The 24,465-nt window shown below is 38.3% G+C and carries 19 protein-coding genes; 18 read left to right on the top strand and 1 reads right to left on the bottom strand.

Going from position 1 to position 24,465, the window contains the following annotated elements:
- The first annotated feature begins 106 nt into the window (after positions 1-106).
- From dnaE to ACY3XC_RS04205, 8 genes are all read left to right on the top strand, one after another.
- Positions 107-3,469, top strand: a complete 3,363-nt coding sequence (gene dnaE / locus ACY3XC_RS04240) for a DNA polymerase III subunit alpha (RefSeq protein WP_464867390.1) — start codon at positions 107-109, stop codon at positions 3,467-3,469.
- Positions 3,470-3,595: 126 nt separating this feature from the next.
- The gene (gene ystJ, locus ACY3XC_RS04235) at positions 3,596-4,834 is read left to right on the top strand and encodes an NADP-dependent malic enzyme (RefSeq protein ID WP_179160026.1); all 1,239 of its coding nucleotides are present in this window, start codon (positions 3,596-3,598) and stop codon (positions 4,832-4,834) included.
- A gap of 7 nt (positions 4,835-4,841) precedes the next feature.
- Positions 4,842-5,465, top strand: coding sequence for a FadR/GntR family transcriptional regulator (locus tag ACY3XC_RS04230; RefSeq protein WP_464867389.1), 624 nt, complete (start codon positions 4,842-4,844; stop codon positions 5,463-5,465).
- A 204-nt stretch (positions 5,466-5,669) separates the two neighbouring features.
- A complete protein-coding gene (gene accD / locus ACY3XC_RS04225; RefSeq protein WP_464867388.1) occupies positions 5,670-6,545 on the top strand; it encodes an acetyl-CoA carboxylase, carboxyltransferase subunit beta in 876 nt (291 codons plus the stop codon).
- Positions 6,539-7,513 (top strand): acetyl-CoA carboxylase carboxyl transferase subunit alpha, encoded by a 975-nt coding sequence (accA, locus tag ACY3XC_RS04220; protein WP_464867387.1) that lies wholly within the window; start codon positions 6,539-6,541, stop codon positions 7,511-7,513. Before accD ends, accA begins: the two co-directional genes overlap by 7 nt.
- Before the next feature lie 298 nt (positions 7,514-7,811).
- Positions 7,812-8,771, top strand: coding sequence for a 6-phosphofructokinase (gene pfkA / locus ACY3XC_RS04215; RefSeq protein ID WP_464867386.1), 960 nt, complete (start codon positions 7,812-7,814; stop codon positions 8,769-8,771).
- Positions 8,772-8,866: 95 nt separating this feature from the next.
- Positions 8,867-10,630, top strand: a complete 1,764-nt coding sequence (pyk, locus tag ACY3XC_RS04210; RefSeq protein WP_179160021.1) for a pyruvate kinase — start codon at positions 8,867-8,869, stop codon at positions 10,628-10,630.
- A 103-nt stretch (positions 10,631-10,733) separates the two neighbouring features.
- Entirely contained in the window at positions 10,734-11,120 is a 387-nt protein-coding gene (locus ACY3XC_RS04205) for an FxsA family protein (protein WP_464867385.1), read from the top strand.
- 320 nt (positions 11,121-11,440) lie between these two features.
- On the opposite strand, the gene ytvI is transcribed toward ACY3XC_RS04205, so the two are convergent.
- The gene (ytvI, locus tag ACY3XC_RS04200) at positions 11,441-12,556 is read right to left on the bottom strand and encodes a sporulation integral membrane protein YtvI (protein WP_464867384.1); all 1,116 of its coding nucleotides are present in this window, start codon (positions 12,554-12,556) and stop codon (positions 11,441-11,443) included.
- Positions 12,557-12,664: 108 nt separating this feature from the next.
- On the opposite strand from ytvI, the gene ACY3XC_RS04195 reads away from it, so the two are divergent.
- From ACY3XC_RS04195 to ytaF, 10 genes are all read left to right on the top strand, one after another.
- A complete protein-coding gene (locus ACY3XC_RS04195; protein WP_464867383.1) occupies positions 12,665-13,126 on the top strand; it encodes a DUF441 domain-containing protein in 462 nt (153 codons plus the stop codon).
- A 371-nt stretch (positions 13,127-13,497) separates the two neighbouring features.
- Entirely contained in the window at positions 13,498-14,616 is a 1,119-nt protein-coding gene (gene citZ, locus ACY3XC_RS04190) for a citrate synthase (protein WP_464867382.1), read from the top strand.
- A gap of 147 nt (positions 14,617-14,763) precedes the next feature.
- Positions 14,764-16,032 (top strand): NADP-dependent isocitrate dehydrogenase, encoded by a 1,269-nt coding sequence (gene icd, locus ACY3XC_RS04185; protein WP_179160016.1) that lies wholly within the window; start codon positions 14,764-14,766, stop codon positions 16,030-16,032.
- Between the two features lie 111 nt (positions 16,033-16,143).
- On the top strand, positions 16,144-17,082 hold the full coding sequence (gene mdh, locus ACY3XC_RS04180) for a malate dehydrogenase (RefSeq protein ID WP_179160015.1): 939 nt from the start codon (positions 16,144-16,146) through the stop codon (positions 17,080-17,082).
- A 77-nt stretch (positions 17,083-17,159) separates the two neighbouring features.
- Complete coding sequence (locus ACY3XC_RS04175) at positions 17,160-17,636, top strand: MaoC/PaaZ C-terminal domain-containing protein (RefSeq protein ID WP_464867381.1); 477 nt, start codon at positions 17,160-17,162, stop codon at positions 17,634-17,636.
- Positions 17,637-17,759: 123 nt separating this feature from the next.
- The gene (locus tag ACY3XC_RS04170) at positions 17,760-18,476 is read left to right on the top strand and encodes a response regulator transcription factor (RefSeq protein ID WP_179160013.1); all 717 of its coding nucleotides are present in this window, start codon (positions 17,760-17,762) and stop codon (positions 18,474-18,476) included.
- Positions 18,473-20,236 carry a two-component system histidine kinase PnpS gene (gene pnpS, locus ACY3XC_RS04165; protein ID WP_464867380.1) on the top strand — a complete coding sequence of 588 codons (1,764 nt, stop codon included), beginning with the start codon at positions 18,473-18,475 and terminating at the stop codon, positions 20,234-20,236. The genes ACY3XC_RS04170 and pnpS overlap by 4 nt, the downstream gene beginning before the upstream one ends.
- A gap of 16 nt (positions 20,237-20,252) precedes the next feature.
- Entirely contained in the window at positions 20,253-22,886 is a 2,634-nt protein-coding gene (gene polA / locus ACY3XC_RS04160; RefSeq protein ID WP_464867379.1) for a DNA polymerase I, read from the top strand.
- Positions 22,887-22,900: 14 nt separating this feature from the next.
- Complete coding sequence (gene mutM, locus ACY3XC_RS04155) at positions 22,901-23,728, top strand: DNA-formamidopyrimidine glycosylase (protein WP_464867378.1); 828 nt, start codon at positions 22,901-22,903, stop codon at positions 23,726-23,728.
- Between the two features lie 88 nt (positions 23,729-23,816).
- Entirely contained in the window at positions 23,817-24,458 is a 642-nt protein-coding gene (gene ytaF / locus ACY3XC_RS04150) for a sporulation membrane protein YtaF (protein WP_464867377.1), read from the top strand.
- The last annotated feature ends 7 nt before the right edge of the window (positions 24,459-24,465 follow it).

Below are 24,465 nucleotides of genomic sequence, written 5' to 3'. Positions count from 1 at the left end.
GACAAACATCCTTGATTATGTTTTTTAAAATAAGAACATATTTTCCTTTTTTTTAGTTTGGCTCTATAATGAAGATAGGAATTTTTTATTGAAAGAGGTGACAAAAATGTCTTTTATTCACCTTCATGTATATAGTGCATACAGCTTATTAACCAGCACAGTATCGGTTCATGAATTGATTGATAACGCAAAGAAAAAGGGATTCCGTGCGATCGCATTAACCGATAGGAATGTTATGTATGGAACCATTGAATTCTATAAGCTTTGCATAAAAAATAATATACAGCCGATTATTGGGCTGACTGTAGATGTAGAAAGTGAAATAGAGAAGGAAGTATCGTATCCGCTAGTCTTACTTGCTGAAAATGAAAAGGGATTTAAAAACCTATTAAAAATATCTAGTGCGGTACAAACCAAAGCGACAAATGGTATCCCTTTTAAATGGTTGAAGCATTACGCGGAAGGTCTTATTGCCATTTCTCCAGGAATAGAAGGAGAGATAGAACAAAATCTTTCAAATGATAAGCAAGAACAGGCAATTGAAATCATCAAAAAACTTCAGTCCATCTTTGGAAGAGAGTCTTTTTACCTTGCTGTTCAAAACCATCAAATAGAGCAGGAAGGTATTGTAACAAAGAAGATTCAAAGTATTGCCGAAGACCTAACTATTCCATTAGTCGCAACGAATAGAGTTCACTACCTTGAACAAGAGGATATGTTCGCACATGAATGTTTACTAGCGATAAAAAACGGTGACAAACTTCAGGATGAGCATAGAGAAAGATTAGAAAGTAATCAATTTTACCTAAAAACTGCACAGGAAATGGTGGAAGTATTTTCTGAAATACCTGAGGCATTAGAAAACAGTATTAGTATTGCTAAAAGATGCATGGTAAACATTGAATTAAACAAAACCTATTTACCTGAATATCCAACAGCGGATGGACAATCTGCAGAGAAATACTTAGAAATGCTCTGCCAAAAAGGGTTAATGGAGCGCTTTTCTGCACCTGCTCAGGAACACTTTGAGCGTTTGGCTTATGAATTATCGGTCATTAACTCCATGAAATTTAGCAACTACTTTTTAATTGTTTGGGACTTTATGAGATATGCACGTGAGAATGGTATTTTGACAGGTCCGGGCAGGGGATCTGCTGCAGGTTCACTTGTTGCGTACGTATTGTATATTACCGACGTCGACCCACTGTCACATCAATTACTATTTGAGCGATTCTTAAATCCAGAGCGGATATCGATGCCGGATATTGATATTGATTTTCCAGACCACCGCCGGGATGAAGTGATAGAATACGTTGCAAAGAAATACGGCGAATTACACGTAGCCCAAATTGTAACCTTTGGAACGCTTGCCGCCAAGGCAGCAATAAGAGATGTTGGCAGGGCCTTTGGGTTAAATACGAAGGAATTAGAACAGCTGTCACGACGTATCCCTGCACGTTTAGGTATCAATCTTAAAGACGCCTATAAAGAATCGCAGCACCTTCGAGCCTTTGTTGATGAAAACCCGGTAAATCGTAAGCTTTATGAAACAGCTTTAAAGCTAGAGGGGTTACCTCGTCACACTTCTACACATGCCGCAGGAGTGATTATTAGTGAGAAGCAGCTGATTGAACTAATTCCAATTCAACAGGGGCATAATCAGGTTTACTTAACGCAGTATTCTATGGAGCATCTTGAAGAAATAGGGTTACTAAAGATGGATTTTCTTGGTTTGAGAAATTTAACCCTGCTCGAATCAATCGTATCGTCTATTCATAAGAAAACGGGAAGAAAAGTAGATATTAAAACCATCCCATTAAATGATGAAAAAACGTTCGAATTGTTAGCAAGGGGAGAGACAACAGGTATTTTTCAGCTGGAATCAGAGGGAATGAGGAAGGTATTATTGCGTTTAAAACCTTCACGGTTCGAAGATATTGTTGCCGTTAATGCACTATATCGACCTGGTCCAATGGAGAATATCCCCCTATTTATTGATCGGAAACATGGAAGGCAAGCAGTGGAATACCTTCATAAAGATTTGGAACCCATACTGGAAAATACATATGGAGTCATTGTATACCAGGAACAAATCATGCAAATTGCCTCAACCATGGCTGGTTTTTCTCTCGGTGAAGCAGACCTTTTGCGGAGAGCAGTGGGGAAAAAGCAAAAGGAGGTTTTGGATAGGGAGCGAAACCACTTTGTCCAAGGTGCTTTAAAGAAGGGGTATGAACAAGCACTTGCAAATGAGATTTATGATTTAATTGTTCGATTTGCGAATTATGGCTTTAATAGAAGTCATGCAGTTGCTTACAGTATGATTGCGTACCAGCTTGCCTATTTAAAAGCGAATTATCCCCTCTATTTCATGGCTGGACTGCTTACATCAGCGATTGGGAATGAAACAAAAATAGCCCAATATATCATGGAATCAAAACAAAAGGAAATGGAGATACTGTCTCCTTCCATCAACTACAGCGGTTTTTCCTTTCAGGCAGAGAAGACAGGTATCCGTTACAGCCTTGCAGCCATTAAAAGTGTTGGAGCAGCAGCATTAAGAGAAATTTTTCAGGCAAGGAAAAGTAAAAAGTTTGAGGATTTATTCGATTTTTGCACAAGGGTTTCCTCAAAAGCAATCAATCGAAAAACGCTGGAGGTTCTCGTTCATTCTGGAAGCTTCGATGAATTTAAGGAAGACCGTGCTGTCTTGCTTGCAAGTTTGGATGTTGCGCTAGAGCATGCTCAAATATTTAAGGTTGATGAATCAAGCCAAGTGGAGTTATTTCTTGATGAATTTCAACTTAAGCCAAAATACGTTCAAGTTGATCCTATAAGATTAGAGGATAAGCTTTCTTTTGAAAAAGAGGCTCTTGGTTTCTACCTTTCGGATCACCCAGTATCGATTTATGAAAAAAGTCTAAAACAAGCTGGAGCATCTGTACTGTTTGAATTATCTGCGGACCATAAACGAGCAGCTGCGGGTGTATATATCGTATCTCTAAGAAAAATCCGTACAAAAAAAGGGGATTCAATGGCCTTTTTGAATGTAAGTGATTCTAGCGGTGAAATGGAAGCCGTCACCTTTCCAGTTGTATACAAAAAATACTCCCACTTGCTGGACCATGGGAAATTTGTTGTGATGGAAGGGAAAGTAGAAGAACGAGATGGTAAGCTTCAATTTATTATCCAGCAAGTATCTGAAATCGAACCTTGGTTAAGCACAAAAACGAAGAAGGAGTCTATTTTATATCTAAAAATAGTACAGGGAAAACAAGACGAACATTCGTTAAATCAATTAAAACAATTATTTAAGGGCAATACTGGAAAAACAAAAGTTGTTTTACACTATGAGACAAGCAAAAAAACAATCAGGCTGGGGGATGAATTTATGATTGAACCCAGCAGTACACTATTAAAATTATTGAGTGAATTTTTAGGAAATAATAATGTTGTTTTGAAAGAATAATTCTTTACAACTCTTCAAGATATGATATAGTGGTATTGAAATGGGTGTGGTCTGACCACTAAATACAGACTAGCTATTATTCTAATTATCGATTTCTTGTTGTACTAATTTAAGGGGTGACATATCTTGACATTACGGGAAGAAGCATTACACATGCATCGAATTAACAAAGGAAAGCTTGAGTCGAAATCAAAAGTACCTGTAAGAAATGCAAAGGATTTAAGTTTAGCGTATTCGCCTGGGGTTGCCGAACCGTGTAAAGACATCTATGAAAAACCAGAAACGGTTTACGAATACACAATGAAAGGCAATATGGTTGCTGTCGTTACAGATGGCACCGCGGTCCTGGGACTAGGAAATATTGGACCAGAAGCTGCACTTCCAGTTATGGAAGGTAAAGCAGTATTATTCAAAAGCTTTGCTGGCGTGGATGCCTTCCCAATCTGCTTAAACACAACCGATGTCGAAAAAATCATTGAAACTGTTAAGTTGCTTGAGCCAACATTTGGCGGTGTGAATCTTGAAGATATCGCTGCGCCAAATTGCTTTGTCATTGAAGAAAGATTGAAAAAAGAAGCGAATATTCCTGTTTTCCATGATGATCAACATGGCACTGCGATTGTTACGGCTGCGGGTCTTGTAAATGCATTAAAGCTGATTGGCAAGAAAATAACTGAAATTAAAGTGGTTGCTAATGGAGCTGGAGCGGCTGGAATTGCCATTATTAAATTATTACACAGCTTTGGTGTAAGAGATATTATTATGTGTGATACAAAGGGTGCCATCTATGAAGGCCGCCCGGCAGGAATGAATAACGTCAAGGCCGAAGTAGCTAAATTCACCAATCGTGATAATCTTACTGGAAGTCTTGAAGATGTAATAAAAGGTGCCGATGTATTTATTGGCGTCTCTGTTGAAGGTGCCTTGACAAAAGAAATGGTTGCTTCAATGAATAAAGATTCTGTCATCTTCGCAATGGCTAACCCTAATCCAGAAATCATGCCGGATGTGGCAAGAGAAGCTGGAGCAAGAGTGGTGGGAACTGGGAGATCAGATTTTCCAAATCAAGTAAATAATGTACTAGCCTTCCCAGGAATTTTCCGTGGCGCCCTAGACGTTCGTGCGACACATATTAATGAAAAAATGAAGGTGGCAGCTGTTGAGGCAATTGCCAGTTTAATTAATGAATCAGAGCTATCTGAGGATTATGTCATCCCTGCACCTTTTGATCCTAGAGTTGCACCAGCAGTTGCTGCGGCGGTTGCCAAAGCTGCAATGGAAACGGGTGTTGCCCGGATAAAGGTTGACCCTGAAGATGTGAAAGAAAAAACAATGAGGCTCGCTATTATCGGTAAAAGTGAGTGATTAGTAAGTGACCAATAATAAAGTTTACTTAGAGATTGTTAAACAGCTAAGAGAAATGATCTCAGCTGATAATTTGCAATCTGGAGATAAAATACCATCTGAACGGGAATTGTCTGAGCGCCTGAATGTCGGGCGCTCTTCCGTTCGGGAAGCTTTAAGAGCGTTAGAGCTGCTCGGTTTAATTGAAACCAGACGTGGTGAAGGGACGTTCATAAGAGATTTTCGGGGAAATCAGCTGGTACAGCTGCTCGGAACTTTTATTCTCCAAGATGAAAAGGCAAAATTAGATGTGATAGAAACAAAGAACCTCATAGAAATGGATTTTCTTCGATTGGTTCTGAGCAGAGCGGATAAAAATAGGTTATTTACCCTAAAAAGCTTGGTTGAAGAGGATCAATTAAATGATGATCAATTCTTTTATCAAATTATTGAAATGGCTGATAACTATCTGTTTTCGAGAATCTGGCTAATATTAAAGGATTATTATAATTCTTTGAATTTAAGGATTGTGGAGTATAATAGGAACAGCTATTTCATGTTAATAGAAGCTTTGATTGAAAAAGATGAGGAAAAGACATTAGCTGCTTATCGGGAATTAAGAAATTTGTCTATTTTAACCGACAAATACTAACAGAATTTGAAGTATTTATCCTTTATAGTGATAGACAAGCAATCAAGCCCTATTTGATATGGGCATTTTTACTGTTTAGGTGGTCTGACCAATTTTCGATGGGCTAGGTTTGAATTGTCATTATTTAAGGAAAGACTTCTATATAAGATGATAAAAACTTGCCATTTGGCTTGATTTTTTTCCAACGAGGGAGGTTTGGGCAAATTGCTTAAAGAACTTTTTACAAAAAATACTCATAAAAAGAAAAAGTATGCAACGATTCCTACCGAGGCTGCGAAAAATGATGTACCTGAAGGAATTATGACAAAATGTCCTTCATGCAAAACCATTATGTATACAAAAGAGCTAAATAAGAATTTAAAAGTTTGTTTACATTGTGGATTTCACTTTGCTATGAATGCAAAAGAGCGTATCGTCAGCTTTTTAGATGAAGGCAGCTTGGAAGAAATAAATGAAAATATGGTTTCTGGAAACCCATTGAACTTCCCAGATTACCTTGAAAAGGTAGAAAAAGACCGTCAAAAGACAAAGATTAATGAGGCCGTTGTAACCGGCTGTGGAAGCGTTAATGGAAATAAGATTGCCTTTGCTATTATGGATTCTACTTTTAGAATGGGAAGCATGGGGTCCGTTGTAGGGGAAAAGATAACCCGTGCGATTGAAAAAGCGGATGAATTGTCAATACCGTTTATTATTTTCACCGCATCTGGCGGTGCCAGAATGCAAGAAGGGGTCCTAAGCTTAATGCAGATGGCAAAAACCAGCGTTGCATTAAAACGATTTAGTGATAATGGCGGGTTAATTATTTCGATTATGACCCATCCAACAACGGGTGGTGTATCAGCAAGCTTCGCATCTCTAGGTGATTATAACTTTGCAGAACCAGGTGCATTAATCGGTTTTGCCGGTCGCAGAGTAATCGAACAATCGATTCGTGAGGAACTGCCTGAAGATTTTCAAACAGCAGAGTTTCTATTGAAGCATGGTCAGCTTGATGCGATCATTTCCCGCCTTGATTTAATTGATAAAATCACAAACTTACTTGAAATTCATCAACCCGGGGGTGAGCTCGAATGGTAGGAGAATTAGAATTTGAACGCCCTGTCGTACAATTAAGAAATAAAATTGCTGAACTAAAAGAGTTTACAAAAAGTACAGACGTTGATTTATCTTCCGAGATTGAGAAATTAGAATTGCGACTTGAAAAACTTGAAAAAGACATTTATGACAATATCAAGCCTTGGGATCGTGTTCAAATTGCAAGGCACCCAAATAGGCCGACTACCTTGGATTATATTGCTCACCTTTTTGACGGGTTCTTTGAATGTCATGGAGACAGAGCATTTGGGGACGATGAAGCGATTGTAGGCGGGGTTGCTAAGTTTAGAGGACTGCCAGTAACGGTCATTGGACATCAAAGAGGAAAAGATACAAAAGAAAATATTCGCAGGAACTTTGGAATGCCACACCCTGAAGGCTATAGAAAAGCTCTTCGCTTAATGAAGCAGGCGGATAAATTTAATCGCCCGATTATTTGCTTTATTGATACAAAAGGAGCGTATCCGGGTAAAGCTGCAGAAGAACGTGGTCAAAGCGAAGCCATCGCTCGTAACCTATTTGAAATGGCAGGTCTTAATGTGCCGGTGATATGCATCGTAATTGGCGAAGGAGGAAGTGGTGGTGCGCTTGCGCTAGGAGTTGGAAATCGTATGTATATGCTTGAAAACTCAACTTATTCCGTTATTTCGCCTGAAGGTGCTGCTGCGATTTTATGGAAGGATTCTTCACTTGCCAAAAAAGCGGCAGAGTCCATGAAAATAACAGCGCCAGATTTAAAGGAACTTGGCATCATAGATGATATCATCCCAGAAATCAAGGGTGGTGCACATAAAGATGTCAAGGGGCAAGCAGAAGCGATAGACTTGTTCTTAAAGAAATCTCTCAAGGAACTTTTAGAACTTTCAAAAGAGGAACTTGTTGATGATCGTTATAATCGATTTAGAACGATCGGTGAATATTCATTTTTAAAGGATTTTATTAGTATCTAAAAACGTGCTTTCGGAGCACGTTTTTATTTTTAGGATTTTTCACCATTTCACATTTGTGTCAAAATTTAGCCAATAACTGTAAATGATGGCGTTCCCATTTTATGGTTAAGCGGTTCCAATTAACACACTATTCCGTCTATTAAATTTCCTAATGTGATTGAGTTGTTATAGGTGTGTCTTTAATGGTATTTTATAAATATTCCCTGCGTTTATGTAAATAATAAATGCAGTACACGCATACTGAAACTCACATTAAAATATACATACGATTTTTAGAAAATCACATGGGGTGGTATAAATGAAAAAAATTGGCGTTTTAACAAGTGGAGGAGATTCACCAGGGATGAATCCCGCTATAAGGGCTGTTGTTCGAAAAGCGATATACCATAACGTAGAGGTTTATGGGATTTATGGGGGATATACTGGATTAATTTCAGGAAATATTAAAAAACTGGAGCTTGGATCCGTAGGTGATATTATTCATCGTGGAGGTACCATGCTGCATACTGCACGCTGCCCAGAATTTAAAACACCAGAGGGACAGCAAAAAGGAATCGAACAGTTAAAAGCACATGGAATTGAAGGGCTTGTTGTCATCGGCGGCGATGGTTCATACCGTGGTGCTAGAGCTTTGACACAGCAGGGTTATCCATGTGTTGGTGTACCAGGAACAATTGATAATGATATTCCAGGTACAGAGATAACCATTGGTTTTGATACGGCATTAAATACAGTTATTGATGCTCTGGATAAAATTCGTGATACCGCTACCTCACATGAAAGAACTTTTGTGATTGAAGTAATGGGTAGAGACGCGGGTGATTTAGCATTGTATGCTGGATTAGCTGGCGGGGCAGAAACCATTCTTATTCCTGAGGAAGACTTTGATATGGCTGAAGTTGCTGACAGACTTCGCAAAGGACAGGAACGTGGGAAAAAGCATAGCATTATTATTGTTGCTGAAGGAGTTTGCAGCGGAAATGATTTTGCCAAGCAGCTTAAAGAAGCAACCAACTTTGATACAAGAGTATCTGTACTTGGTCATATTCAACGCGGTGGATCGCCAACAGCCTCTGACCGAGTATTGGCAAGCCGTCTAGGTGCAAGAGCTGTAGAGTTATTAATCGAAGGAAAGGGCGGACGAGCAGTAGGGATTGAAAAAAATACCCTTGTTGATTATGATATCGTCGAAGCTTTAGAAAGAAAGCATATACTAGACCTAGACCTTGTTAAACTTTCAAAAGAATTATCTATCTAATCTGTATTTAATATAATAATCTAGCTCCGGGCGCCATTGGCTCGTCGCCGATGAACGGGCGCCCCTGCGCTTTTTAATTTAGGAGGAAACAAAGAATGTTACGTAAAACGAAAATCGTATGTACGATTGGCCCTGCAAGTGAAAGTGTAGAAAAGTTAACTCAATTAATAGAAGCTGGAATGAATGTTTCCCGCTTGAATTTTTCCCATGGTGACTTTGAGGAGCATGGACAACGGATCCAAAATATTCGTGAAGCCTCAAAATTAACAGGTAAGACTGTTGCTATTCTACTTGATACAAAAGGCCCGGAAATCCGTACTAATAATATGGTAAATGGAGCAATTGAACTTACATCAGGGGATAATATTATTATTTCGATGACTGAAGTAGAAGGTACCACAGAAAAGTTCTCAATTACATACCCTGGATTGATTGATGATGTTCATGTGGGCTCTAAAATTTTATTAGATGACGGTTTAATTGGACTAGAAGTCCTTCACATTGATAAGGAACAAAATGAAATTCAGACAAAAATACTTAACAGTGGAACATTAAAGAACAAAAAAGGTGTCAATGTTCCAGGAGTATCAGTAAAGCTTCCAGGCATTACAGAAAAAGATACGCAAGATATCATTTTTGGAATTGAGCAGGGTGTTGATTTTATTGCTGCTTCCTTTGTACGCCGTGCCAGCGACGTGTTGGAAATTCGCCAGCTGTTAGAAGAAAAGCAGGCTACACATATCCATATTATTCCTAAGATTGAAAACCAAGAAGGCGTCGATAATATTGATGAAATCCTTGAGGTTTCTGATGGTCTAATGGTCGCTCGTGGAGATCTAGGTGTAGAAATCCCAGCGGAAGAAGTACCACTTGTACAAAAAATGTTAATTAAGAAATGTAATACACAAGGTAAACCTGTTATTACAGCTACACAAATGCTTGACTCTATGCAGCGTAATCCACGTCCGACACGTGCAGAAGCCAGTGATGTCGCCAATGCGATATTTGATGGTACGGATGCTATTATGCTATCTGGTGAGACAGCGGCAGGTGTATACCCTGTTGAAGCAGTGCAAACCATGCACAATATAGCTTCAAGAGCCGAACAAGCTTTAGATCACAAAGAAATTTTATCTACCCGAAGTAAAGATTCGGAACACAATCTTACAGATGCCATTGGACAGTCTGTTGCACATACGGCATTAAATCTTGATGTAAATGCCATTATTACACCAACTGAAAGTGGTCACACTGCTAGAATGATATCAAAATACCGTACAAAGGCACCAATTGTGGCTGTTACGGCAAACGAGCAGGTTTTCCGTCGTTTAGCACTTGTATGGGGTGTATATCCTCAGCTAGGAAAAATCTGCAGTTCTACAGACGAAATGCTTGATAATGCTGTTGAAGCCAGTGTGAATAGCGGTATCGTCAAACATGGTGATTTAGTGGTTATTACAGCCGGGGTTCCGGTTGGTGAAGCAGGTACAACGAACCTGATGAAGATTCATGTTGTTGGTGATATCATTACAAGAGCGCAAGGAATCGGCCGTAAATCTGCTTTTGGCAGAGTGGTCATTGCACATGATGCGAAAGAAGCTATTGAAAAAGTAAAGCCAGGTTCTATTTTGATCACATTAGGCTCAGACCGTGATATGATGCCGGCAATTGAAAAATGTGCTGCCTTGATCACACAGGAAGGCGGGTTAACCAGCCATGCTGCAGTTGTAGGGCTAAACCTTGGAATTCCAGTTATTGTGGGTGTCGAGAACGCTATAGAGCTGTTTAGAGATGGTCAAGAGATCACAGTTGACGCGACAAGAGGTGTCATTTATAACGGGCATGCCAGTGTCCTTTAAAAACTGAGAAAGAAGGGACTTTCCCTTCTTTCTTCTTTATTTCAGCATGATTTCATTGATTCGTTATATAATGAATACAAGCTGGTTTGAAGGAGACAGAAAAATGCGCTATTTAGCACTATTAATTATAGTCATACCCGCAATAGATATTGGAGTCCTGCTGTTATCAGGTAAAACGATTGGACTTTTTCCAACGATTGCTTTTATTATTTTTACAGGTGTCGTCGGAGCTTATTTGGCAAAAAGAGAAGGACTGCAGACGATAAAAAGAGTACAGGAGCAGCTTTCATATGGTCAAATTCCTGGTGAATCTCTTCTAGATGGGATTTGTATATTAATTGGCGGAACGCTCCTTTTAACACCTGGGTTTATTACCGATTTATTCGGATTTTTATTGTTGTTTCCACCGTCTAGGAAGCCTTTTAAATTTCTTATGATTAACGCACTAAGGAAGAGAATCGAAAAAGGAAATATAAAGATTATTAAATAGGTTGTGTTAAAGCTGAATGTTGATTTTACTGTGTTTGGAAAATAAGCGGAGAATTTCCGTTTAAATTGGGAACTCCCCATATTTTCTTGATAATAAGCGAGTTTTTCCGCTTATTGTATCCAAATCATTGGATTTTGTCATATTTAAAGCAGGTAACCGGAATTTTTCCGCTTATATCGGCTACTTAAGGTTCCTTTATATACAATAGACGGAAATTCTCCGCCTAAGAATGATCAACCCTACACGAAAATCAACAATGAATAATAACACAGCCAATAGAAAAAACGTCAACTTCCAAATGGGAGTTGACGTTTTTTCTATCAAATTTCTTTTCCTTTAATAAAAGTCCATAGGTCGTGAAAGACATTTGCACGATAGAGGGTGCTTAAGATTACCAATGTAACCGGACCAACAATTAACCCTAGGAAACCGATTAATTTAAATCCGACAAACAAGGCAATTAAGGTTGCTAATGGATCTAGTCCAATATTAGATGAAAGTATTTTGGGCTCCATTATTTGTCTTTGAACAATAACAAGTAAATAGAGAACACCTAAACCTATTGCAAGTGCCATGTCCCCTGTAATAATCTCATAAATAATCCAGGGTACAAAAACGGCTCCGGTACCAAGGTAGGGAATAATATCAACGATACCCGTTATTAAAGCGATTGTAATCGCATAATCAACCCGGAGGATTAAAAGGCCGATTAAGATAATGACGGTTGTAATTGAAATGAGGGTCAATTGTGCCTTTAGAAAACCGAATAAAGCCTTCTGCAAATCAACAAATACAGTTTTACCACTTGATTTAGCCTTTTCAGGTAAAATGCGACTGCCAAGACGTGAAAATCTGTCCCAATCCTTACTAATAAAGAAGGTTGCTAAGAAGGAGAAAATTAAAACCGTTGCAGCATTAGGGAACCATGATAATATCATTGGAATGTTGCCAAATAGATTTTGCAGGAAGCTGCCAACAGTTGTTCCAATGGTCGTGCCTACATTTTCAATATTCGTTATGATTGTATTTTGCTGCCCATCTTTTAGTTGGTTAAACATACTAGTTAATTGATTATAAAGAGGGATTATTTGAGCAGTAATAAACTTCTCAATGTAGCTTATTAAAGTATCCAAATGCTGTGGAACAACTCTAGCCAGGTAGTTCGCTCCGGAAACAATTTCAGCCACTAATAGCGTGATTAAGCCAGCAGCAAAGGCAAAAATGCTGATTAATGCTACAAAAACAGCTAATCCCCTAGGCATACGAAGTTTTTTTTCAAATATGTTAACAATTGGATTGATGAAAAATGCAATTACTAAGGCAATTAGAAATGGATAAGTCACTTTTGACAAATAATAAAATGATAGAAATGCCAGGACAACGATGGCGATCACCAAAATGAACCTTATCGTTCGAAATAAGTACTTTTTCTCCAATAACATGCCTCCTTCACTTATAGTATGGGTAGCTCTAGTTTAACATTTTTTGTACAAACCTGCATGATTTTCCATATTTGGTTTTAGAAATAGAAAGGATGAAATAATATGTTTAATGGGTCATTATTGTTCTTGTTACTGCTATTAATAATTGGACTTATCGTAAAAAACAACTCATTGCTGATTGCTGTTATTGTATTAATCGTATTAAAATTGGGTGGACTAGATTCAAAAACCTTCAGCTTTATCCAGAGTAAAGGAATTAATTGGGGAGTTACCGTGATAACGATTGCCGTTTTAGCTCCAATTGCTTCCGGTGAAATAGGATTCAAGGATTTATCCAGCGCTTTTAAATCACCTCTTGCTTGGGTGGCTCTTATTTCTGGTATGCTTGTTGCTCTATTAGCCAAGGGTGGAGTATCTTTATTGGAGCATGATCCGCATATTACAACAGCACTGGTTTTAGGGACCATTCTATCTGTATCTATTTTCAAAGGTGTGGCAGTTGGGCCTCTGATTGGCGCTGGAATAGCCTATACAGCCATGAAAATGATTGATTTTTTTAGTTAGCAATTTTGTAAAATAATATTTTTTTGAACTTTTCAGCTCCTTTCCGTTCACAAAAATCTGATAATTGTTTATAATAGGACTTGAAAGCGCATCCTTTTTTACATAAGTCCTATAAATATGCTAGATTACTTGTAATATAACTTTTTTATTAAAGAAAAGTTACTTTGCTTGTTGGACCAATCCCGAGCAAGCGCTCAATCTAGATATTTGTTAAAAAGAGGCGCGTAATAGTAATTCTTAGACAATGTTTGAAATGAAGAATTTCTTTCAACATAGCTGTGGCCGATAACGGTTTTAGCTAATAAAATACTTCTTTTTTACAAATGGGTAATGGGTAATGGGGAATTTAGAATGAGAAGGAGAGATTTTCTATGACAGTAACACGTGGTCTTGAAGGGGTAGTGGCAACAACTTCTTCTATCAGCTCAATTATTGATGATACGTTAACGTATGTTGGGTATGACATTGATGATTTAGCTGAAAATGCAAGCTTTGAAGAAGTAATTTATTTATTGTGGCACCGCAAATTGCCAACAGAGCCTGAACTAGCAGAATTAAAAAAGCAGCTTTCTGAGAATGCCGCACTTCCAAAAGAAGTGATTGAGCATTTTAAGATGTATCCAATTGATAAGGTTCATCCTATGGCTGCGCTCCGTTCAGCTGTTTCATTATTAGGTCTTTATGATGAAGAAGCAGACTTAATGGATTCAGAGTCAAACTATCAGAAGGCGATCCGACTTCAAGCGAAAATGCCTGCAATTGTAACGACTTTTGCACGCGTTAGAAAAGGTCTTGAGCCAATTGCGCCTAGAACAGATTTAAGCTTTGCTGCTAACTTCCTTTACATGTTGTCTGGTCAGGAGCCTGACGAGATTGCAGTAAAAGCTTTAGACAAAGCACTTGTTTTACATGCAGATCATGAACTAAATGCATCTACATTTACGGCAAGGGTTTGTGTGGCTACTTTATCAGATGTTTATTCTGGTGTAACCGCTGCAATTGGAGCACTTAAAGGACCATTACACGGTGGTGCAAATGAAGCCGTAATGAAAATGCTTAAAGAAATTGGTACAATTGAAAATGTTGAGCCATATGTTCGCGAAAAGCTTGCGAAAAAAGAAAAAATCATGGGATTTGGCCACCGCGTATATCGCTTAGGTGATCCTCGTGCCAAGCATTTAAGAGCGATGTCCAAAAAATTAACTGAGTTAACAGGCGAACCACATTGGTATGAAATGTCTGAAAAAATCGAAAGCATCGTTACTGGCGAAAAGAAATTACCGCCAAACGTAGATTTCTACTCAGCTTCCATGTACCACAGCTTAGGTATTGACCATGACCTATTTACACCAATCTTTGCAGTAAGCAGGGTTTCTGGATGGCTTGCTCACATCCTAGAACAGTATGAAAACAATCGTCTAATTCGTCCACGTGCTGAATATACAGGTCCTGGCATGCAGACATATGTACCAATTAATCAAAGAGGTTAATAAAAATATTTTACTTTTTGCCTAAAAATTGTTCTAATAGGATTGTATGAAAAGGTTAAAGATTGCAAATCTTTAACCTTGGATTCAATCTTTACTGGATATTGGCAAAATTATTACGATGGATACATAACAGGAGGGAGAACAACTATGCAAGGCGAAAAAATCACAGTAACAAACGGGGTTCTAAATGTACCAAACAATCCAATTATCCCATTTATCGAGGGTGACGGTATCGGTCCAGATATCTGGGCAGCTTCTGAGAGAGTTTTAAATGCTGCAGTTGAAAAAGCTTATAAAGGCGAGCGCAAATTAGTATGGAAAGAAGTTCTAGCCGGAGAAAAGGCATTTAACCAAACTGGTGAATGGCTTCCAAAAGAAACTCTTGATGTAATCAACGAATATTTGATTGCGATCAAAGGTCCACTTACTACTCCTGTTGGCGGTGGAATTCGTTCATTGAACGTTGCACTTCGTCAAGAGTTAGATTTATTTGTATGCTTGCGTCCAGTAAGATGGTTTGAAGGTGTTCCTTCACCAGTAAAGCGTCCGCAAGATACTGATATGGTTATCTTCCGTGAAAATACTGAAGATATTTATGCTGGAATCGAATATGAAAAAGGCACAGAAGCAGTTAAGAAAGTAATCGACTTCCTTCAAAACGAAATGGGCGTAAACAAAATTAGATTCCCAGAAACTTCAGGTATCGGTATTAAACCAGTTTCTGAAGAAGGAACAAGTCGTCTAGTACGTGCAGCTATTAATTATGCGATTAAAGAAGGCCGTAAATCTGTTACACTTGTTCACAAAGGAAATATCATGAAGTTCACAGAAGGCGCATTCAAAAACTGGGGTTATGAGCTTGCTGAAAAGGAATTTGGCGATAAAGTATTTACTTGGGCTCAATATGACCGCATTAAAGATGAACAAGGATCTGATGCTGCAAACAAAGCACAGGCAGAAGCAGAAGCAGCTGGCAAAATTGTAGTTAAAGATGCAATTGCTGATATCTTCTTACAGCAAATCCTTACACGTCCTCGTGAGTTTGATGTTGTTGCAACGATGAACTTAAACGGAGACTTCATTTCTGATGCTCTTGCAGCGCAAGTAGGGGGAATTGGAATTGCTCCTGGAGCAAACATCAACTATGAAACAGGACATGCTATTTTCGAAGCAACACATGGTACTGCGCCTAAATATGCAGGACTTGATAAAGTAAATCCTTCATCCGTTATTCTATCAGGTGTATTACTGCTTGAGCACCTAGGCTGGAATGAAGCAGCGAAAATGGTCATTAAATCAGTAGAAAATACGATTGCTTCTAAAGTAGTAACGTATGACTTCGCGCGTTTAATGGACGGAGCAACAGAAGTTAAAACATCTGAGTTTGCAGATGAATTAATTAAGAACATGGAATAATAGTAAGCATTACGCACCTAGAGGCTGAATCTTAACAAGGATAATCAGGGCTGTTTTCGAACAGCCCCATTCGACTATCGACAATAATACTTTCAAAGGGGAGAGTTTAAAATGTCTTTAAAGCGTAAAAAGGTTTCCGTAATTGGTGGAGGTTTCACTGGTGCTACAACTGCATTCTTGCTTGCACAAAAAGAATTAGGCGATGTCGTTTTAGTTGATATCCCACAAATGGAAAACCCTACAAAAGGAAAAGCATTAGATATGCTTGAAGCAAGTCCTGTTCAAGGTTTTGATGCGAATATCACCGGAACATCTAATTACGAAGATACTCGTGATTCAGATATCGTTGTTATTACGGCAGGTATTGCTCGTAAACCAGGAATGAGCCGAGATGATTTAGTTCAAACAAACCAAAAAGTAATGAAGAGTGTAACGGAGCAAATTGTGAAGTACTCTCCAAACTGTACAATTCTAGTATTAACAAACCCAGTAGATGCCATGACTTATACTGTTTTCAAAACATCTGGATTCCCTAAGAATCGTGTAATTGGTCAATCTGGTGTCCTTGATACAGCCCGTTTCCGTACATTCGTTGCACAGGAATTAAATTTTTCTGTTAAAGATATTACCGGTTTTGTTTTAGGCGGCCATGGTGATGATATGGTTCCACTTGTACGTTATTCTTATGCTGGTGGTATTCCATTAGAAACGTTAATCCCTAAAGATCGTTTAGAAGCTATTGTCGAGCGTACAAGAAAAGGCGGCGGCGAAATCGTTAACCTTCTAGGAAATGGCAGTGCTTATTACGCTCCAGCAGCATCACTAGTTGAAATGTGCGAGGCTATCCTAAAAGATCAGCGCCGCGTTCTTCCTTCAATTGCTTACCTTGAAGGAGAATTTGGTTACGAAGGCATCTATCTTGGAGTTCCAACAATCCTTGGTGCAAACGGAATTGAAAAAGTAATCGAGCTTGATCTTACTGCTGAAGAAAAAGCAGCTCTAGATAAATCGGTTGAATCAGTTCAAAATGTTATGAAAGTTTTAGTGTAAGATATACAAATTCGGGGAAAACCTTCCCCGAATTTTTTCTACTATTAATGAAACCGTTTACAAAGGAGCGTAAAGGAATGCTTTTAGGAAAAAAAAGAAAACTAGGCAGAGAAATTAAAGAAATTTCAGTCGGAGAGAAATTAGCTTTAACAGAAAAAATTGAAGATAAAGACATCCTTCTTTATTTAGGTTTAACGGATGATGCCAATCCTCTATATATTCAGCATGATTACGCATCCCAGACACCCCATAAAAAACCGATTGTTCCATGCATTATGCTGACAGGAATGATTACCTCGGCTGTTTCTAAGTACTTACCAGGACCAGGCAGTCATATCTTAAGCCAGGATATCCACTTTCCCAAGCCGGTTTATCATTACGGTACAGTCCACTTTCTGTTGGAAATTGTCGAAGTTAATCAAGATGATCACACAGTAATGATGACGGTAGTTGGAACTAATGAAAAAGACGAAGTAGTGATTAATGGAAAACTTAAGGTTTGTCCTCCTTATCGCTTAGGTGGAATGGATGCCGGCGTGTTAGATAATTTTTAAAATCAACTAGGAATGTTATCCACATTCCTTTTTTTCGTCTCAAGGTTGATAGTGGGTATTCTTTTTATTTCTATATTATAATGGAGTGAGGTGGCGAAATAGATAAAATTTTCGGAGGTTATTATGAAAAATAAGGTACTAGTTGTAGACGATGAACAGTCAATTGTAACATTGCTCCAATATAATTTAGAACAAGCCGGTTTTGACGTAATCACGGCAATGGATGGATTAGCAGGCAAACAATTAGCTGAAACAATGGCACCTGATATTATTGTTTTAGATTTGATGCTTCCGAATATGGATGGAATCGAAGTATGTAAGGATCTTCGACAACAAAAGATTATGACTCCGATTCTGATGTTAACAGCGAAGGATGATGAGTTTGATAAAATCTTGGGTCTAGAGTTAGGTGCTGACGATTATATGATCAAGCCATTCAGTCCAAGAGAAGTGGTTGCCAGGGTGAAAGCAATCCTAAGAAGAGTTCAAATGCAGCCAAAAACGAATGAAGTAGATCAAAATGAGGGCTCAACTATCATCATCGGGAACCTTCAAATCTTCCCTGAGAAATACGAAGCGTATTTTAGAAATCAGCAATTAGAATTAACCCTAAAGGAATACGAATTGCTGCATTATTTAGCTCAAAATAAAAATCGTGTTTTAACTCGCGACCAATTATTAAGTGCAGTTTGGAATTATGAGTTTGCTGGAGATACTCGTATTGTAGATGTTCATATTTCACATCTTCGTGAAAAAATTGAAGAGGATACGAAGAAACCTTCTTATATTAAAACGGTACGGGGACTAGGTTATAAACTCGAGGAGCCGAAGATTGAATGAGTAAATTCCACACAAAACTTCTTTTTGCACTAATAACACTAATCATTATTGGCTTAGTTGGTTTGGAAATTTTGTTAGGTCAGTTATTTAAAAGTAACTACTTGGATACATACAATGAACGCTTAAATAAAGAAAGTAATTTTCTAGGTATGTATATTGAAAATAACGGTGGAGTGCAGTCAATCGATCATGAGGAAGTATTGAAAATAAGTAAAATACTTAATGTGAGACTTGCAATCACAGACACCAAAGGGGTCCTCCTTTTTGACAGCGGAGAAATGGAGACATCCAATAAAAACGGGATAAAAGAAAATATTAATGAAGTAATAGAAGAAAAACCAAATAATGAAACCAAGCTAGTGGAGCATGATGATTATGACTTACACTATTCATGGAAACCCGTTTCAAAAGCAGGGAAGAAAGAAGGTTACCTGTTCGTTATCACAAAAACGGACGAGCTAAAAAAAGCTTACGGGCAAATTTGGTGGATACTATCCATTAGTTTAGTAATGGTGCTGATCGTCTTTGTTTATCTTGGATATCGAATAACGGCGAGATATATGAAGCCAATAGAAGCAGCCACGAATGTAGCCATAGAATTGGCGAATAGAAATTATCGCACAAGGATAGAAAGTAATGAATTAAACGAAACGAGCAGGTTAACCTCTTCCCTTAACATTTTAGCGCAAAACCTAGAGGAAATGAGTAAAGCTCAAGAAATGCAGCAAGATCGTTTAAGTGCACTGATTGAAAATATGGGAGCCGGACTGCTATTAATTGATAGCAGGGGTTTCATCAATTTAATTAATAAGGGATACGTCGAAATCTTCAAAGTGGACTTAGAGGATTCCTTAAATAAAATATATTATGAAGTCATCGAGCAGGAAGAAATCTGTCATGTCATAGCCGAAGTTTTCCGTACGGAACAAAAAGTCAGTAAACATCTTCTTCTTCCATTGGGAATCGAGAGAAGATACTTTGATGTTTATGGAATCCCCATTATCGGCATAAATAATGCTTGGAAAGGTGTTCTACTGGTTTTCCATGACATTACGGAAATTAAAAAGCTTGAGCAAATGAGAAAAGACTTTGTAGCGAATGTTTCACATGAATTGAAAACACCTGTTACCTCCATTAAAGGTTTTTCTGAAACATTAATAGATGGTGCGATGAATAATCCAGATACGCTGGAAGCCTTTTTATCCATTATCAATAAAGAAAGCAATCGGATGCAGTCACTGATTCAGGATCTACTTGATTTTTCTAAAATTGAGCAGCAGGAATTTAAGTTGAACATTCAGAACTTTGACCTCTACGAATTAATTAAAGAGGTTATCATGATGCTTAATAAAAAAGCAAAATCCAAAGATATTCGTCTAGAACATGAGTTTAATAGGGAAGAATTATATATACAAGGCGATCATGACCGCTTAAAGCAGGTATTTATTAATATCATAACCAATGCAATCTTATATACCCCGCCAAACGGTTATGTAAAGGTATCACTTTTTGATTACGAGAAGACTGTGAAAGTCCATATAAAGGACACAGGTGTTGGAATCAAGCAAGAGGAAATTCCTCGTATATTCGAACGGTTTTATCGTGTTGACCGTGCGAGAAGCAGGGACTCTGGGGGGACAGGACTTGGATTAGCGATCGTAAAACATCTAGTTGAGGCACATCATGGGAACATTAAGGTGAAAAGCGCCCCTGGCGAAGGCAGTGAGTTTATCATCGAATTACATAAATATATAAATTAATGAAAGGGGTAAATGGATGGAAAAGAAGAAATTAGTATTAATAGACGGGAATAGTATTGCTTACCGTGCGTTTTTTGCACTGCCCCTGCTAAATAACGATAAAGGCATACACACAAATGCTGTATATGGTTTTACCATGATGCTTAATAAGATAATGGAGGACGAAAAGCCAACCCATATACTAGTGGCATTTGATGCGGGGAAAACAACATTCCGGCATAAGACTTTTGGTGACTATAAGGGCGGCAGACAAAAAACACCGCCAGAATTATCCGAACAATTCCCATATATTCGTGAGCTTCTCGACGTATATGGAATAAAACGCTATGAGCTTGAAAATTATGAGGCTGATGACATTATTGGAACGCTTGTCTTATCTGCTGAAAAAGAAGGCTATGAAATCAAAGTTATTTCAGGAGATAAAGATTTAACGCAGCTTTCCTCTGAACATACGACGGTTGGCATTACTCGTAAAGGAATTACTGATATCGAGGAATACACGCCTCGGCATGTGATGGAAAAGTATGGCTTAATCCCTGAGCAAATTATCGATATGAAGGGATTGATGGGCGATCCTTCAGACAATATACCCGGTGTACCGGGTGTTGGAGAAAAAACAGCGATTAAGCTGCTAAAGGAATTTTCAACCTTAGAGAATTTATTAGAATCCATCGATCAAGTGACGGGAAATAAGTTGAAAGAAAAGCTAGAAGAATTTAAAGAACAAGCAAAGATGAGCAAGGAGCTTGCTACGATTGAGAGGCAGGCGCCAGTAGAAGTTTCTGTAGAAAATGCTCTTTACGAGGGATTTGAAAGAGAAAAACTTGTAGCTTTATATAAAGAGCTTGGATTTCAAACCTTATTAGAAAAGTTAGGTGGAGAAACATCAAGCAATGAACAGCTTGAACTTGAAGATATTGAGTTTGTGACACCAGATGTGATAACCGATGATTTGTTTGCTAATGATAATCACTTTTATGTTGAAATGCTTGATGATAATTATCATTATGCCGATATTATTGGTTTTTCACTTGTAAATGAAAATGGATATTATTACTTCCCAACAGAGTTAGCCACACAGTCCGAGAGCTTTAAAAAATGGGCGGAAGATGAAACAAAAAAGAAAAACGTCTATGACGCAAAGCGGACAGAGGTTTCTTTGAGGAGGTTTGATATCCATTTAAAAGGAGTTAATTTTGATACATTAATGGCTTCCTATATTATTAATCCCTCTGATACCATTGATGATATTTCAACTATTGCAAAAAAGTATGCGATTCATATCCAATCAGATGAGTCGTTTTATGGAAAAGGGGCTAAGAGGAAAATACCTGAAGCAACGCTAACAGCTGAGCACCTTGTTCGAAAAAGCCTTGCAATGTTTGATTTGAAACAAAAACTGGAAGACGAGTTAAAGACAAATGAACAATATGAATTGTTTACTCAGCTCGAAATGCCATTATCACTTATTTTAGCGGATATGGAATCTTGCGGAATCAAGGTTGACAGTGAACGCCTGCAAAGGATGGGCAGCGAAATTCATGACAGGCTGATAGATATCGAAGGAAATATTTATGATTTGGCTGGGGAAAAGTTCAATATTAATTCAACCAAGCAATTGGGTGTGATTTTATTTGAAAAATTAAACCTGCCATCCTTTAAGAAAACGAAAACAGGTTATTCTACTTCTGCTGATGTTTTGGAAAAATTAGCAAATGATCATGAAATCATTGACCATATTCTTCATTACAGACAGTTAGGCAAGCTGCAGTCTACCTATATTGAAGGTCTCTTAAAGGTGATAAATTCAAAAACGGGTAAAATTCATACACGGTACCAACAGACCTTAACATCAACGGGCAGATTAAGCTCGATTGATCCGAACCTGCAGAACATTCCGATTCGATTAGAGGAAGGACGGAAAATCCGCCAGGCATTTGTGCCGTCAGAGCCAGGATGGATTATATTTGCAGCCGATTATTCGCAAATCGAGCTAAGGGTATTGGCTGATATTGCTGGTGATGAAAAATTGATTCAGGCATTTAAGGATGACCTTGACATTCACACAAAAACGGCGATGGACGTATTCCATGTGAATGCAGACGAGGTAACCTCCAATATGAGAAGGCAGGCAAAGGCAGTTAACTTTGGGATTGTTTATGGAATAAGTGATTATGGTCTTTCACAGAGCCTCGGGATTACACGAAAGGAAGCGGGTCTGTTTATTGACCGGTATTTAGCCAGCTACCCTGGGGTGAAAGAGTATATGGACGATATCATTCATTCTGCTAAACAAAAAGGCTATGTCTCTACCTTGCTGCAAAGAAGAAGATATATTCCTGAAATCACCCATCGGAATTTTAACATCAGAAGCTTTGCTGAAAGAACGGCGATGAACACGCCGATTCAGGGAAGTGCAGCAGATATTATCAAAAAAGCGATGATCGATATGGCTGATGCGCTGAAGGATTATGGGTTGAAAACTAGACTGCTTCTCCAAGTGCACGATGAACTCATTTTTGAAGCACCAGAAGAGGAAATCGAAACACTGAAGAAATTAGTTCCTGATGTTATGGAAAATGCCCTCGAATTAAAAGTGCCATTGAAAGTAGACTACTCATATGGCCCAACGTGGTTTGATGCTAAATAGAGAGGAGCTAATGAATGCCTGAGCTTCCAGAAGTAGAAACCGTAAGAAAGACGTTAAAACAGCTTGTTTCACATAAACAAATTGAGAATATAACTGTTCACTGGTCGAAAATTATTAAAAGTCCTGTTGAGGTTGAACAATTTATTGACGCCCTTAAAGGAGAAACCATTGAGGACGTTGGCAGAAGAGGAAAGTTTTTAATCATCTATACGAACACCTTTGCTCTTGTTTCCCATTTAAGGATGGAAGGAAAGTACGGACTATATCCAAAAGAAGAACCGTATGACAAACATACTCATGTCATTTTTCATTTTACCGATGGAACTGAACTACGGTATCGAGATGTTCGTAAATTTGGAACCATGCACCTGTATAAAAAAGGGGAGGAATTTCTAAAACCTCCGCTTATTGACCTCGGACCAGAGCCGTTTTCAGAAGAGTTCACAAAGGAATATTTATCTGAGAAGCTGAAAAAGACAACCAGAAAGCTGAAACCAGCACTCCTGGATCAAAAAGTCTTTGTTGGACTAGGTAACATCTATGTAGATGAAGCTCTGTTCCGGTCAGGAATCCATCCTGAAAGGCTCGCTAATTCTTTGAGTGAGGCTGAATTAACCTTACTGCATCAAGAAATTATTAAGACCTTAGATGAAGCGGTTAAAAAAGGAGGAAGCACCATTCGTTCCTATGTAAACTCACAAGGGGAAATTGGTATGTTCCAGCTTGAATTATTTGCCTACGGACGTAAAGGGGAAGAATGTAAAAACTGTGGAACCCCGCTCGAAAAAACGACTGTTGGCGGTCGTGGAACGCATTTTTGTCCTAGCTGCCAAAAGCTTTAAGCAGTAGAAGTGTAATGACATTTTAATAACAAAGGATAGGCTCCTCCCATATACTATCGTAGTGATTGACGGAAGGAGCCCTAGACACATGTTTCAATTGTTCTCACTTCTCCTGCTGGCTTTTGCTCTCAGTCTTGATAGCTTTAGCGTAGGGTTTACGTATGGACTTAGAAAAATGGTACTGCCGCTAAAATCATTGCTCATTATTGCAACCTGTTCAGCCATTTCATTAATGATTGCTGTGTCAATCGGTCATGCCCTAGAAAATATCCTATCCCCTAATATCACAGCAAGCCTTGGCGGTTTTATTTTAATTGCTCTAGGAGCTTGGGTATTGTATCAATTTTTCAGGCCGGAAAAAGAAAAGGAATCTGATCTGCTCGAACATGAAAAGCTGATTATTAATTTTGAAATCCGCTCGTTAGGGATAGCGATAAATATATTAAGAAAACCAATGTCAGCGGACTTTGACCGTTCGGGTACGATTACTGGAATCGAAGCTTTCATGCTGGGCTTCGCCTTATCCATCGATGCATTTGGTGCTGGAATTGGAGCTGCGATGCTTGGATTCTCTCCCTTTTATTTAGCCGTCAGTGTTGCAGTAATGAGTTCTTTATTTCTACTTTTAGGAATAAAAAGCGGTGCTTTTTTTCATAAAATTAATTTGGTCCAAAAGTTCGCTTTTTTACCAGGGGTTTTATTAATTATTATTGGTATTTTGAAATTATGAGCAGGGA

The organism is Bacillus sp. CZDM1, assembly GCF_055502545.1.
The sequence above is the reverse complement of the archived record's forward strand: the minus strand, read 5'-3'. Positions and strand labels throughout refer to the sequence as shown.